Genomic DNA, 13,313 nt, shown 5'->3' with positions numbered 1-13,313 from the left:
CGCGCTGTTGGTCTGCTATTCGATAGACCCGGCTGTTATTGCCTGCAGTCCAGGCCTCCGTGACGGAATCGCCGGGCAGCCTCGCGTAATCGGGGCCGACTCTTGTCGGACCTGGAAGCTAGTGTGCGGCGCATGGCGCCAAATCACAGCCCGTCGCGCGGGAAGACGTACTTGTACATCTATCGAAACGACGTGCTCAACCGCGTCTATGTCGGCATAGGATCGAGTCCGGCTCGTGCTTGGCAGCCGCACAACCCCGCAGTAGATACCCTGCGGGCGCACTCAGACACCGAGGTGTTCATTACAGACGCGCCGTTTCCGGACCGGCCATCAGCTGAAATGGCAGAGTCTGCAGCGATCTGTGCCGCGGCTGCCGCCGGAACCGAGGTGTTATCCGACCGGGATGATCTCAGCGCACTAACCAACATCGCGAAGGTCAGCTCATCCAAACATCTTCGAGTCGCGGTCTATCGGCGGGATGGAGTCGTGAGATTCGACGATCTCGAACGCACCGCTCTCGTCACACTCTCATTCGATGCCATCGGACGTGGGAGCACTCGTCGGCCTGTCCTACACGGAGGAAGGAGCGCACAGGTGTTCCATAAGCGGGCCACCAGGTTTTGGGGCCTGAGTGCCGCTGATCAGCGTCGGCGGCGTAAACAACTTCCCGATGGCACTCTCCCACGGGACGTCGAACGCCTCATCGCGGTGCAGAAGTCAACCCATACCATCCTCGGCGCATGGACGCTCGACGATCGTCAATGGCGACAGACATCCGGTGGTTGGGTATTCATCACGAGGGACGAACTGCCGGAACTGCGCGGACAACAGCTCGACTGGTGCGGTGCTCAGCCAGGCAACTTGCTGACGTGGAGTCCGGACATAAGGGCAGAGATCAAAGCCTGAACGGGTTGGCCGAACGAGTGCTATGCGTCGGTGTCGACTGCTCACACGAACGGCACCGACAGCTTCTCCACCGCTGCGCGCCGGGCCTCGATCCCGCGCCGGTCGTAGCCGGCCGTCGTCGACGGTGAGGTGTGCCCGACGATCTTCGACACCGACGACAGGTCCGCACCCGCGTCCAGCAGGTCTCCGACGAACGTCCTTCGCAGATCGTGCGGCCGCACAGTCGCGTCCTCACCGGCGAACCGCCGCTTGACCGCGGCCGCGACGGCGTTCACCGACAACCGCCGACCGGTCTCGGCCACCCGCGGCACCGTCTTGCTCATAGGCGTCAGCAGGGGGCCGGGTTCGTCGCAGCGCACCTCCAGCCACGCGACTATCGCCCGGCGTACGCCTGGCGCCAGCGGCACCGACCTGACCACCGCGCCCTTGCCCGTCACCACCAGCGTCTCGCGCCCACTGTCCAGGTCCGCCAGGTCCAGCGCCGCCGCTTCCTCGCGCCGCAGGCCGGCACCGACTAGCAGCGCGATCAGCGCGGCATCGCGCCGGGCAGTGGGCGACTCGTCGGCGGCCATCGCCGCGAACGCGGCCTTGACCGCCTCGCGGCCCAGGTGTCCGCGTGCCTGCTTCTCCTCGTCGCGGCCAATCTTCTCCGGCCGCAGCGCGCTCAGCGCCACCGTCGCCCGATCATGCGTCATCAATCCGGCGTCGCGGCAGGCGCGCACCACCGCACGCACGCTGTCGCGCATCGCATTGCGCGTCGACGGCGCACCCCACGTCGCGCCGATCGAGCGGTCGAGCGCTTCGTAGGCCGCGCTTGGCAGTGTGCTCCAGTCGGTCGACCACACCGCCACGGGGGAGTCGACCTGTCCGGTCGACATCACCACTCGGGCCAGCCGCTCCAATCGCAGTCGCGCCGTCTTCTCCGACCCGCGCGCCACCGCCAGCGCCACTGACCGGTGCACGCCCGTCGGCACCGGGCTGCGCGCGTCGTCGACCGCCGCGCGCACCACCGCGGCCGGCACATGCGCCGGTGCCGTCAGACTCTCTCGGTCCAACCCCTCGTACACCTCGATGTCCATGCGCCCAGCGTACCGGGAATGATTTGTCGATAACATACATTAGCGCTATACGATGTGAGAGGCTGGAGGACCGATACGTGATTCAACCGCGCTGGTAACCGGCCCATGGAGTCCGGGATCTGTCTGAGGCGTCTCCTACAGTTGGTCGGGCCAGATGGGCGCTACCGACCAGTGGAGAAGACTTGACTGACAATCCCGAGCTCGACGACACGACCCGTCTCGTTGCTTTCGTGCGACGGCTGCGCAGAATCGCTGCTCATCCCCTGATCGCTGCCGATGGCGGCGAGAGCATGCGGGACCTTGCCTCGAGCAAGTTCAAGATGGTCGTGTTCCCGCAGACCGGCGACGTGATCATGAAGCATGAGGTGCCCGAGGAAGTCTTATTCGAGTCGATGGCTGCGCGTCTGCGGCCAATGACGCTGACCCGCGACGACTTGGCTCACAAGAAGGTGATGCAGTCGCTCGAGGCCTGTACCGACACCAGCCACCCGCGGGTCGCTGTGGCCTTGGCCAAGATGCGAGCGGACTGGGCCGAGGTGACTGTACGCGACGCACGCAACCCCGGCAAAGTTGGACAAGCGTTCAACCTGGTCTCAGGAAATCTCGACGGTGCTGAGGTAGAGACGATGACTGATGTCGATCTCGCCTACGCCTGGCTGTACGGCGACTGCATTCACGGTGATGTCAAGAACTTCGGCGGTTCCTCGAGTCGTGATCGTTACCATGCCGCCACCAGCGTCTTTGCGAGGATCGCTGTAGTGGCAATGGGTACGCTCGAATACATTCGGCATCTCGTGGACGAGGGGCTCCTGTCGCTGCCGGAAGAAGCGTTCACCGACGCCGTTGTCGTTTCGGAGACGTACTGGGAGACCAAGGGGAAGGCGTACGCCAGCGCCGACGGCACCGTTCCGGATCTCGGCGCGATAGCCGACCTCGCCTCGGTACCGACAGGTATGATCCCCATTCACGACGCAATCACACCGCATCTGGAACCGTTGGGCGACGACGAGTAGCCGCGCAGCCGCCACTGATGACCTCCTTGAATCCGATTCGAGGAGGCCTTTCATGTCCACACCCACGAACCCCGCCACGCGCAGTGGCTCCCGCGTCCGCGTCGTCCGCACCGATCCGCACCGACGACGTGATCGCCGGCGCCGCTCCGGTCATCTCCGTCCGCAGTGACAACGCCGACGTGCTTGACCTGAACCCCACGACTGCGAGGGCCCTGGCCGGCATGCTCACCCGCGCGGCCGATGCCGAGCCGGTGCCGCCGAGCCCGCAGCAGCGCGCCCGCGACGTCCTGCGCGGCATCGGCATCGACGTCGCCGACGGACGCTCGGTCGTGCTCACCGACCGCGACGACACCGGCGAGCGCGTCTTCACCTACCTGATCAACCCCGGCCAGCTCGCGGCCGCCTGCGAGGAGTTTCGGCTCACGACCGGTGAGTCGATCGACTACGAGGGCTTGGAGAGCGCCCTGCCCTGGCTCGACACCGAGGAGGACTTCTGATGACCAACTCACCGCTGCGGCCGAGCGTGACCATCACTGAACCCGACCGGCCACGGTGTTGGATCGGCTCCCTCGCCGCGTACAACGGCTCGCACGACGGCGTGCCCCGACTCATCGGCGACTGGTTCGACGCCACCGACGCCGGCGAGGTCACCGTCGCCGAGCTACACAAGGGCACCGGCGTGCCGTTCGACCCCGACGACGAGCTCTGGGTCATGGACCTGGACGGCACCTGGCCAGTCCAGGTGGAGATGGACCCGACCACCGCGGCGAAGTGGGGCGAGATCTACGACGAGGTCGGCCCCGAGCAGTGGCCGGCCCTGTGCGCCTGGGTGCGCAACGGCAGCTACGTTGCCGAGAGCGATACCGACTACCCGGTGCTGTCCGACTTCGAGGAGCGGTACGTGGGCGAGTGGTCGACGTTTCGGGAGTACGCCGAACAGTTGGCCGACGACATCGGCCTGTTGACCGACGTTCCCCAATCGCTGCAGCCCTACTTCGACTGGGCGAGTTGGACCCGCGACTTGAAGTACGACTACTCGGTCGAGGACGCACCGAACGGAGGTGTCTACGTCTTCCGTGACCTATGAACCGCACGAGCCTGAGCTCGCGGATTTCACCATCGTCGCGGTCCACGACCTTCGCGATGGCGATGTTCTTCGCGACCTGGGTACTGAGCCAACTGGGCGGATCACCATGCTGCACAGCGTCGATCTGTCCGAACCCGGCGATCACGGCCTTGCTGAACGCTCCGTCGTCCTCTGCTGGCGAGATGAGGAGCTCATACGCACGACGATCATCGCCGACCAGATTGACCTGCGCGTCATCAAACCCCGAGAGGAGCTGTCATGACCAGCCCGATCGCGATCACCGTCTACATCACGAACTCGTACCCGGTGTTCGGCCGCGCGTTCATGCGCGACGAGGTCGTCACCGTCGACGCGCCGATGGCCGCGGTGATGGCCGAACCCGACTCGCTCGCCGACTGGGCGCAGGACCAGCTCATGGACCTCACCGGCGAGGGGCCCGATTACTCGGCTGTCCACGGTGTCTACGAGATCGTCGTCACCGCTGCGTCGGTCGGCTACAAGGCCCTCGTCGGCCTAGCAGCATACGCCGAGGGATGAGGGTGTCACAGCGCCTGCTGCGAGGATCAGCGCGGCAGGCGCTGTCATTTGTGATGCCTTCGCCCTGTGCCGACCACCACGATCACAGTGACGGACAGTTGTGTCGGTGATGTCTGAGATAGTGAGAGACATGCAGATCAAGACGCGCCAGCGGGTGCGAGACCTCGCCGAGGTGTACACCCACTCACGCGAAGTTAACGCCATGCTCGATCTGGTCCCGACCATGTTCCCCAGTGCTGAGGACCCAGGTAACACCGACCGCAAGTTCTTCGAGCCCGCGGCCGGCTCCGGAAATTTCCTCGAAGAGATCTTGGTCCGCAAGCTCGCTTTCGTGACTCGGGAGCGTTATCAAACCGGCCAGCAATACGAGCACCGTATCCTTCGGGCGCTGGCGTCGATCTATGCCATCGACATCGACGCCGAGAACGTCGCCGAGTCCAAGCAACGGTTGCGCGCTGTCATCATCGCGCACCTGGACAACGATCTGAACACCCGCGAGACCACCCCCGGCTTCGCCGGTGCGGTCGAGGCGATCTTGGCGACCAACATCGTGCAGGCCGACACCCTCACCGACCTCGACTCGATCGAGTGGGTTGACTACCGTGCCGGCCGCAACGGCACATTCACTCGTGAATGGTCGACTGTCGCGGCCGAAGAGGATCAGCTCGACCTGTTCGCTGTGCCGAAGCTCGACACAACACCGGTGCCTTACGCATTGCTGCTGGCCAATCCCGAGCCGGTCATCGGCCAGGTCAAGAGGATCGGCGCATGAGCCGATTCGACCAGCACGTCCCCGACATCCTCGACTGCCTCGCGCAGTTGTCCAATGACGAGGTTCCGACTTCGCCGAAGTTGGCCAGCGCCATGCTCGACCTGTTGCCTGAGCATGTCTGGCACGAGCCGAACTATCGGTGGCTCAATCCGTTCAGCAAGTCGGGGGTGTTCCTACGTGAGATCGCCACTCGACTGCTCGACGGCTTGGAAGCCTGGGAGCCCGACTTCCTTGCTCGCCGAGAGCACATTTTCCGCAACATGCTCTACGGCGCGGCGATCACCGAGATGACCGGCATTATCTCCCGGCGCAGCGTCTACTGCACCGCCGACGCCTCTAGCGCCTACAGCGTCGTGCGGTTTGACGACCCGGACGGCAACATTCCGTATGTCCCATCCACGCACGATTTCAACGCCGATGGAAGATGCCGCCTATGCAATGGGCCAAGGGATCTTGAGCGCGGCGATATGCGCGAGAACTACGCCTATTCGTTCATCCATGGCACTTACCCCACCGAGGAGCTGGCTGACATGAAGTTCGACGTGATCGTTGGCAACCCGCCCTATCAGATTGATAGCGACGGCAACACGCGCACGATGCCAGTCTATCAGAAGTTCGTCGAGCGGGCCATCGAAATGGACCCCCGTTACGTCTTGATGATCACCCCGTCGCGGTGGTTCACCGGCGGGCTCGGTCTGGATGAATTCCGGGCCCGGATGATCGCCGACCGCCACCTCTCGAACCTCGTCGACAACCCGAAGCTGTTCGACTGCTTTCCCGGCGTTGAGATCAAAGGCGGCGTCAGCTACTTCCTCTGGGACCGTGACCACGACGGTGATTGTGAATTCTCCACCCGCGTGAACGGCAAGATCATCTCAACCATGACCCGAGATCTGCGCGCAGGTGACGGAGTGCTCATGCGCGACAACCTCGCCGCATCGATCGTCGAGAAGGTCCGTGCGCGATCTCTCCCCACGGTGGAGGCCCGATTCGCACCGCAGGTCCCTTTCGGTTTCCGCACGAACTACGGGGGCGCTAGTGATGAACCATTCTCGGGCGGCATCCCCCTCGTCTACGGCAACAAGGTCGGCTATGTTCGACCTGACCAGCTAGAACGGCTGCACGATTGGGTTGACCGCTGGAAGGTTCTCATCCCGAAGGCAGGTGACGGCCACGGGCGAGAGATCTCGTACGTTCTCGGCGAACCGATCGCACTCGCACCGGGATCGGCGTGCACGCAGACATACCTGATCGCGGCGTCGTTCGATTCTGAGGAAGAAACTCGCAACTACGCCAACTACATGGCAACGAAGCTCTACCGATTCCTCGTGCTGCAGCGCAAAGTGACCCAGGACCTCACTTCAGACCGCTTCCGATTCGTACCGATGCTCGACATGACGCGACCGTGGACCGACGGGCAGCTCTATGACTACTTCAATCTGACCGACGACGAACGCAGATACGTCGAATCCTCAATCGCACCCAGAGGAGTCAACTGGTCCCTCGACTCGCCGATCCCGGCCAGCCACCTACCCGGCGGCTCCAAGTACAAGCCCGGCAAGTCTGCTGACGCTGACGACGAGGACTAGACGAGTGAGCAACCGTATCTACGCCTACACCGTTATCGGCAAGGACAATGAACCCTGGGAGCGCCCGGATGGGGAGACCTTGACCACTGGCCGTGGCCTGATCAAGGTCGGTCAGACCACCAAGGGCACCGCTCGCGCACGCATCAAGCAGCAGCTGGGCACTGCCTATCCGAGCCTCAAAGGTGTGCAAATCCTGCTCGATGAGCCCGCGGTGCGCATCGACGGGACCGAGTTCTCTGACCACGACGTCCATTCAGCTCTGGTCGCCGCTGGAATCCACCGCATCGGGGGCGAATGGTTCGAGGCGACCCTCGACGAGGTTAAGGCAGCAGTCGCCACCGTGGTCTCAGGCACCGCCTACCAGCCGACGCGCACACAGACCTTCCGGCCGCGACCCGAACAACAGGCCGCGATCGACCAGACCGCCGCCTACTTCCGGGCTCACACCGGCACGCAGGCCCCCAAGTTCCTGTGGAACGCCAAGATGCGGTTCGGCAAGACGTTCGCCACCTACGAACTGGCCAAGGAGATGGGCTGGCAGCGCGTTCTGGTGCTGACCTTCAAGCCCGCCGTGGCCACCGCCTGGCACGACGACCTAGTCAGTCACGTCGACTTCGACGGTTGGCAGTACGTCGACAAGAACACTCCCGACGACGAGCGCGACGCTGCCGCGGACTACGAAGGCCCCGTGGTTTGGTTCGCCTCCCTGCAGGACCTGGGCGGCCGCGACGCCGACGGCAACATCAAGGCCCGCAATGAGGTCATCCACCTCGTCGACTGGGATGCCATCGTGCTCGACGAGTACCACTTCGGCGCCTGGCGAGACTCCGCGCGCGCACTGTACGACTCGGTCGACAAGAGCATTGCCGAGGCCGAGGAGCCCGACGATCAGGTCACTGCCGACGAGATCGACGAAGAGCTGGCCGTGCACGCCGATCACTACTTGTACCTATCGGGCACCCCTTTCCGTGCCATCACCGAGGGTGAGTTCACCGAGGACGCGATCTTCAACTGGACCTACATCGACGAACAGCGCGAGAAGGAGCACTGGGAACCGGGCGCGGGCCCGAACCCCTACCTGTCGCTGCCGCAGATGCAGATGTACACCTACGACATGGGTGCCGGCGCGGCCGAGTACGCCGAGGACGGAGAGTTCGCGGGATTCAGCCTCAATGAGACCTTCAAAGCGACGAAGGGTCCCGGCGGTTACAGCTTTGAGCATCCCGATGAGGTTGCCGAGTTCCTGGAGATGCTCCGCGGAAAGCTCAGCGAGCAGATGAAGCTGCAGGTGCAGGTACAGGACAAGCCGCCGTTCCCGTACGAAGCCCATCGGTTCAAGTCCGCAATCAAGCACTCGGTCTGGTACCTGCCCAGCGTCGCATCGTGTTTCGCCATGGCCGACATGCTCAGCGACCACCCGTACTTCACACAGTTCGAGATTGTCGTCGCCGCTGGGAACAAGGCCGGCCAGGGCGCTGCGGCACTGCCACCTGTCGAGGCCGCGATAGCCGAGGTCAAGACTGCTGGCGGGCCCGGATCGATCACCCTGTCCTGCGGCAAGCTGATGACCGGCGTCACTGTGCGCGAGTGGGGAGCCATCTTCATGCTTCGCTCACTCAAGAGCCCGGAATCCTACTTCCAAGCCGCCTTCCGCGTTCAGTCCCCGTGGGCGCACCGCGACGCGGAGGGGAACCTCGACGTCCACAAGCCCACCTGTTACGTCTTCGACTTCGACCCCAACCGCGCATTGAGCCTCGTTGCCGAGTACGGCTCGAAACTCGCCACCACCGGCGAGTCCACCCCGACCGAGGCGATCGGCGAGCTGATCAACTACCTGCCGATCTTCGGCTTCACCGGCGGTGCCATGACTGCGCTCGATGCCAATGCGGTGCTGGACTGGGCGACGGCCGGCATCGGCGCTGCGGCTCTGGCCAGGCGATGGAACTCGCCGCTGCTGGTCGACATCAATGAGCGCACCCTGGCCGCCGTGCTCGATCGCCCTGACTTGATGGAGACCCTCAGCAACATTGAGGACTTCCGGGCACTGGTCGACAACGCCGCGCAGGTCATCACCAATACGAAGGACTTGAAGAAGGCCAAGCGTGAACAGGGAGGCAAGCTCGACGCCGATCAGAAGAAGCAGCAGAAAGAGACGGCGAACAAGCGAAAGGAGATCCGCGAGAAGCTGCAGAAGTTCCTCGCCAAGATCCCGGTGTTCATGTACGTCACCGACTTCCGCGAGGAAGCCCTCAAAGACATTATCGAGTCTCTCGACTCCGACTTGTTCGAGCGGGTGACCGGGCTAACTGTCAATGACTTCCGAGCTCTCAACGAGATCGGACTGTTCAACGCCGCGCATCTTAACCACGCGATCTACCAGTTCAAGCGCTTTGAATCGGCCAGTCTCGACTACGCCCTGACGCCTGAGGAGCGCGAATGGCGTCATGCCAACGAACAGATTGGCCTCTGGGACACCGTCGAGACTGGTTGATCCGCCCTGGCTGGTGGAGTTCTGTGGTCTTGGAAACAAGGATGGGTTCATGCTCATGATCACCCGGGGAGCGCCGAGCGACTCGGGAGCGAACCAAGCCGAGGCGCTGTCCTTCTTGCTTCCATTGCAGAAGACCGGTCGCCGCCCAGAGCCGTGTCCATCGAGCACGATCAGGTCAGCGGGCTCGGCCATCGCACGAATCGTTGCGGCCACGTTTTCGTTCGTGGCGCCCCGCGACCTGATCTCGATTCCCGGGATGCGCTGGCCCATCTGGGCCAGTCCGTTGGCGGTTCGTCCCTCGATGTGTGAAGACGCGCGTGCGCAAGTGATTCGACATGCGCGGCACCATAGTTGTTTTTCGACGCGGGGCCCGGAATCTCCCTTGGTTGAGACGGCCAGCAACGTTATGGCGTTCGTCACACCCAAGTGTCGATTCGGGTAGAGTCTCTGGTCGTGAACCAGCAGTACTGGGCCGATCTCGTCTACGAGGGCGAGAAACTGACTGAAGTCGCCGAAGGCGTCCCGCGTGACCTGAGCGAGAACATCTCCCGATCGGAAGCTGGGCGCGCCCAGACACGACTTGACGCCGAGCGATACCGCGCACTCGTGAACGACACACGCCCGCGCGACCCGAATCGGCAAGAGCACCAGCTGCAGGACGTGATCGACGCCTACCGATGGAACCACCGCGACGCCGCGCGCGAGGTCCAGCACGGTATCGGCTTTACTCGTCCGGGTCGATAAGAGCCCGGTTTCGGCGAGTTTCGTGGCTCAGCACGAGGCGTTCGTCTAGCCGGGGCGCCGCTAGCTGGACCGACAGTCCGAGGAGACATCCTGTCCGGCCCCCGTGATACTGTTTGATCAATAGTTCGGCCCGCACCAGGACGTGTTCCTGGGAGCGGGCCGGATGTCTTTTGCAAGGTGTTTCGGCATGACCCGCCCGCTCAAGTCATGGCTGTCGATTGAGGACCAGATCCAGCAACTCGCGGACCGGGGAATGCAGATTCCCGATCACGCCCAAGCGGAACACGCTCTCGCCACGATCGGCTACTACCGACTCAGCGGCTACTGGTACCCATACCGCGAACCCGATCCAAGCGACCCCTACCGCCGGCTCGATACATTCCTTCCCGGCACGGACTTCTCCGAGGTGATCGATCTCTACGACTTCGACCGTGCACTCAAGACCCAGGTGCTCCACGGTATAGAACGAGTCGAGGTCGCGTTCCGCAGCCGCATTGGATACCTGATCGGCAAGCATGGGGCACTCGCGCATACCGACCCAACGCGCTTCCGCTCGACCTTCGACCATGCGAAATGGTGGGGCACCGCGCAGCGGCGGATCAATCGAGCCCGCGGACGGGACGAAACCGTCGACCATCACGACAAGTACTACGGCGGAGACATCCCCATCTGGGTGCTGACTGACCTGCTGGACTTCTCAGACCTATCCATGCTGTACGCCGGGATGATCGCCAACGACCAGAAGGAACTCGCTCAGTGGTTCAAGGTGACCGTCGCCCCCGACGCCTCGCAGTCGGCGCGTCGGGCATGGGCCCGTCGTCCTCCACTCGTCAACTGGCTCGAGCACCTGACGATCGTCCGCAACATCTGCGCTCACCACGGGCGGTTGTGGAATCGGCAACTAACCCCGCTTGGTGTGCCGCTGCGCATCCACCACCTGCCAGTATTCTCCGAGGTCGTCGCGACGTTCGACCCAACGCGTCCAGATGCGCACCAGATCGAGCGAGTGTTCGGCACGATCTGCGTCATTAGCTACTTGCTTGAGTCCGTCGAGCCTGGCAACAAGTGGCGCAAGTCCATCGACAAGCTCGTGGATACTTCGTTTCCAGGCGGCCATCACCGCAGTGTTGCCGAGATGGGATTCCCCAACCTCTGAACCTCGACGCCAACTTCGCCAGCGGTCCTACTTCTTCAGTGAGGCTGTTTTCAGCGCCTCATCGACGGCATCCACAAGCGACCGCAGCCACACGATGTCGTCCTTGAACTCGCCCCCGTCGACGTTCTGTCGCTTGATGCTACGTGGGCGCGACTGACGCTGCAGGTCTCCTTCGTGGACGATCTGATTCCTGCGCCGGACGATGTGATCCAGTCGGTCCTTGATCTCCGACACCGACTGCGCTGGTGTGATGTGCTCTTTGATCTTCGAGAAAGCCTTTCGTACGCCCAGCATCTGCATCGCCGTTTCCACGTTGCGACTGCTCTGGAAGGTCTTCGTCAATATCACTCGTTCAAGAACGTGGCGTGCGCGTACCTTGGGCCGAATCTTCTCACGGTTGGCGACCATCGCCTCGCTGAGTGCGATCAGATCCTCGAAGGGAATCTCCAAGTTTCTGAGGGCGGACGGCATGTTCACCAACGGAGCGTCGGCGATCGCCCAGTGGAAGTAGGTGTCCAGTGCGGCCACACCTTCGGCGAGAGCGTGTCTTCGGCGACGAGCGCATCCGCCACGCCATCTGCGGCGGCGAGGAGGTTTTCGGCACGATCGAGCACATCTTTGGCGGCTTCAAGCGGGGACAGTGCCATGACCGAGAACACTAGCAACAGCAGTCACATTGGGGTGCACTCTGCTGTGCGAGACGGTGCGTGTCCGTTTCCCGTTACAACAGACTTCGTCGAGGTTTGTTTGACAACATCACATCAGGGCCTTAGAGTCTAACGTGACACATACGCGGTGCCGCGATCAATGCGGACGACTCGAACGGAAGAACTATGGCCAACTACTCGATTCCCGTGACCGACACAGACGCCGTGCAGGCTCTGCTGGACGAAGTCCAGCATCGTTGCACTGCCCGCATCTACGACGCTGACGACATCTGCAAGCTTGCGGAAAAGGCCGACCAGTTGCTTGAAGGGCTGCCCGAGAAGCTGCGGACCGGAGCGACCGTCTACGCTGCACGTTCGGGAGCGGTCGCAAAGCGCGCGTCCTACGGCTACACGGTCGGCGTGACTGGGGTCCGGCTTCGTCGAGTTAACCGTCAGTGGCGGCTGGAGCGCGCGACCCGTATCAAGGATGACTCCACCTACGGAATCTTCGAGGTGCGTCTTTCAGACCGGATCGATCCCTCTGACCTCGGCCGCGTCTTCGCCAAAAACGCCGGCCTCACGCTCGGCGAGTTCCCACCCTCCAAGAGGACCGCAAAGCTTGCCGAGCTGACGGGATGACCTCAGCAGGGAGGCTCATCGGCTACCGCAGGGTCTCGTCGGCGGACCAGAACGCAGACCGTCAGCTCGAAGACCTCATCTCCTCGGGTGCGATTGATTTCAATGAGGTTTTCACGGACAAGGCCTCGGGCAAATCAACCGATCGTCCCAAGCTTGCCGAGGCACTCCGATACGTCCGCCCAGGCGAGACCCTCGTCGTACACAGCATGGATCGCCTGGGCCGAAACCTTCGCGATCTTGACGCCATCGTCGAAGCTCTGACAAAGGGAGGGGAGGTGCAGGTCGGTGCCGAGGCCGTCCACTGCAAGGGCGGAGCCCGTGTCCGCTTCGTGAAGGAGAACCTGACTTTTACCGGTGACGCGGGTGACTGGCGCGACCGGCTGTTGTTTCAAATGCTTGGTGCCATTGCGGAGATGGAGCGCGAGATGATCCGCGAGCGCCAGCGTGAAGGTATCGCACTCGCCAAAGCGAAGGGCGTCTACAAGGGAGGCAAACCGAAACTCACCGCAAACCAAACCGTCGAAGTTGCGCGTAGAGTCGCCGCTGGCGAGTCTGTGGCATCCTTGGCCCGCGAGTTCCACGTTAGCCGCCAGACGGTATACCGCTACGCTGCGCAGGCGAAAAACCCCTGAACAGCGAGGAGCACGATCGGT

15 protein-coding genes are annotated in these 13,313 nt (G+C 63.0%); 13 read left to right on the top strand and 2 right to left on the bottom strand.

The genetic code is table 11. The features are described 5' to 3' along the window. The first annotated feature begins 132 nt into the window (after positions 1-132). Entirely contained in the window at positions 133-906 is a 774-nt protein-coding gene (locus QR64_RS26600) for a hypothetical protein (protein WP_152640972.1), read from the top strand. A 41-nt stretch (positions 907-947) separates the two neighbouring features. Here the strand turns inward: QR64_RS26600 and QR64_RS18095 are convergent, their stop codons facing one another. After that, positions 948-1,985 carry a tyrosine-type recombinase/integrase gene (locus QR64_RS18095; protein WP_039586610.1) on the bottom strand — a complete coding sequence of 346 codons (1,038 nt, stop codon included), beginning with the start codon at positions 1,983-1,985 and terminating at the stop codon, positions 948-950. A gap of 182 nt (positions 1,986-2,167) precedes the next feature. On the opposite strand from QR64_RS18095, the gene QR64_RS18090 reads away from it, so the two are divergent. From QR64_RS18090 to QR64_RS18045, 10 genes are all read left to right on the top strand, one after another. Continuing rightward, positions 2,168-2,998, top strand: a complete 831-nt coding sequence (locus tag QR64_RS18090; protein WP_039586609.1) for a hypothetical protein — start codon at positions 2,168-2,170, stop codon at positions 2,996-2,998. An 83-nt stretch (positions 2,999-3,081) separates the two neighbouring features. Continuing rightward, positions 3,082-3,495, top strand: a complete 414-nt coding sequence (locus tag QR64_RS25245) for a hypothetical protein (RefSeq protein WP_052227358.1) — start codon at positions 3,082-3,084, stop codon at positions 3,493-3,495. Then, positions 3,495-4,085, top strand: coding sequence for an antirestriction protein ArdA (locus QR64_RS18080; protein WP_052227357.1), 591 nt, complete (start codon positions 3,495-3,497; stop codon positions 4,083-4,085). The genes QR64_RS25245 and QR64_RS18080 overlap by 1 nt, the downstream gene beginning before the upstream one ends. Further along, the gene (locus QR64_RS18075; protein WP_039586602.1) at positions 4,075-4,347 is read left to right on the top strand and encodes a hypothetical protein; all 273 of its coding nucleotides are present in this window, start codon (positions 4,075-4,077) and stop codon (positions 4,345-4,347) included. The genes QR64_RS18080 and QR64_RS18075 overlap by 11 nt, the downstream gene beginning before the upstream one ends. Further along, positions 4,344-4,622 (top strand): hypothetical protein, encoded by a 279-nt coding sequence (locus QR64_RS18070; RefSeq protein ID WP_039586601.1) that lies wholly within the window; start codon positions 4,344-4,346, stop codon positions 4,620-4,622. Before QR64_RS18075 ends, QR64_RS18070 begins: the two co-directional genes overlap by 4 nt. Before the next feature lie 130 nt (positions 4,623-4,752). Beyond that, positions 4,753-5,394 (top strand): type III restriction endonuclease subunit M, encoded by a 642-nt coding sequence (locus tag QR64_RS18065; protein WP_235367222.1) that lies wholly within the window; start codon positions 4,753-4,755, stop codon positions 5,392-5,394. Beyond that, the gene (locus QR64_RS18060) at positions 5,391-6,983 is read left to right on the top strand and encodes an Eco57I restriction-modification methylase domain-containing protein (RefSeq protein ID WP_039586600.1); all 1,593 of its coding nucleotides are present in this window, start codon (positions 5,391-5,393) and stop codon (positions 6,981-6,983) included. Before QR64_RS18065 ends, QR64_RS18060 begins: the two co-directional genes overlap by 4 nt. 4 nt (positions 6,984-6,987) lie before the next feature. Next, positions 6,988-9,474, top strand: a complete 2,487-nt coding sequence (locus tag QR64_RS18055) for a GIY-YIG nuclease family protein (RefSeq protein ID WP_052227356.1) — start codon at positions 6,988-6,990, stop codon at positions 9,472-9,474. 453 nt (positions 9,475-9,927) lie between these two features. Beyond that, complete coding sequence (locus QR64_RS18050; protein WP_039586598.1) at positions 9,928-10,218, top strand: hypothetical protein; 291 nt, start codon at positions 9,928-9,930, stop codon at positions 10,216-10,218. A 187-nt stretch (positions 10,219-10,405) separates the two neighbouring features. After that, positions 10,406-11,374 carry an Abi family protein gene (locus QR64_RS18045; RefSeq protein ID WP_039586597.1) on the top strand — a complete coding sequence of 323 codons (969 nt, stop codon included), beginning with the start codon at positions 10,406-10,408 and terminating at the stop codon, positions 11,372-11,374. Between the two features lie 27 nt (positions 11,375-11,401). Here QR64_RS18045 and QR64_RS18040 read toward each other — a convergent pair whose 3' ends face one another. Beyond that, the gene (locus QR64_RS18040; RefSeq protein ID WP_039586596.1) at positions 11,402-11,902 is read right to left on the bottom strand and encodes a HEPN domain-containing protein; all 501 of its coding nucleotides are present in this window, start codon (positions 11,900-11,902) and stop codon (positions 11,402-11,404) included. Between the two features lie 305 nt (positions 11,903-12,207). Here QR64_RS18040 and QR64_RS18035 point away from each other — a divergent pair, with 305 nt between their 5' ends. Continuing rightward, entirely contained in the window at positions 12,208-12,660 is a 453-nt protein-coding gene (locus QR64_RS18035; RefSeq protein WP_039586595.1) for a hypothetical protein, read from the top strand. Further along, on the top strand, positions 12,657-13,292 hold the full coding sequence (locus tag QR64_RS18030; RefSeq protein ID WP_039586593.1) for a recombinase family protein: 636 nt from the start codon (positions 12,657-12,659) through the stop codon (positions 13,290-13,292). The genes QR64_RS18035 and QR64_RS18030 overlap by 4 nt, the downstream gene beginning before the upstream one ends. The last annotated feature ends 21 nt before the right edge of the window (positions 13,293-13,313 follow it).

Source organism: Rhodococcus sp. Chr-9 (assembly GCF_000801125.1).
Taxonomy (GTDB): domain Bacteria; phylum Actinomycetota; class Actinomycetes; order Mycobacteriales; family Mycobacteriaceae; genus Rhodococcus; species Rhodococcus pyridinivorans.
This window is presented reverse-complemented; position numbering and strand designations above follow the sequence as displayed.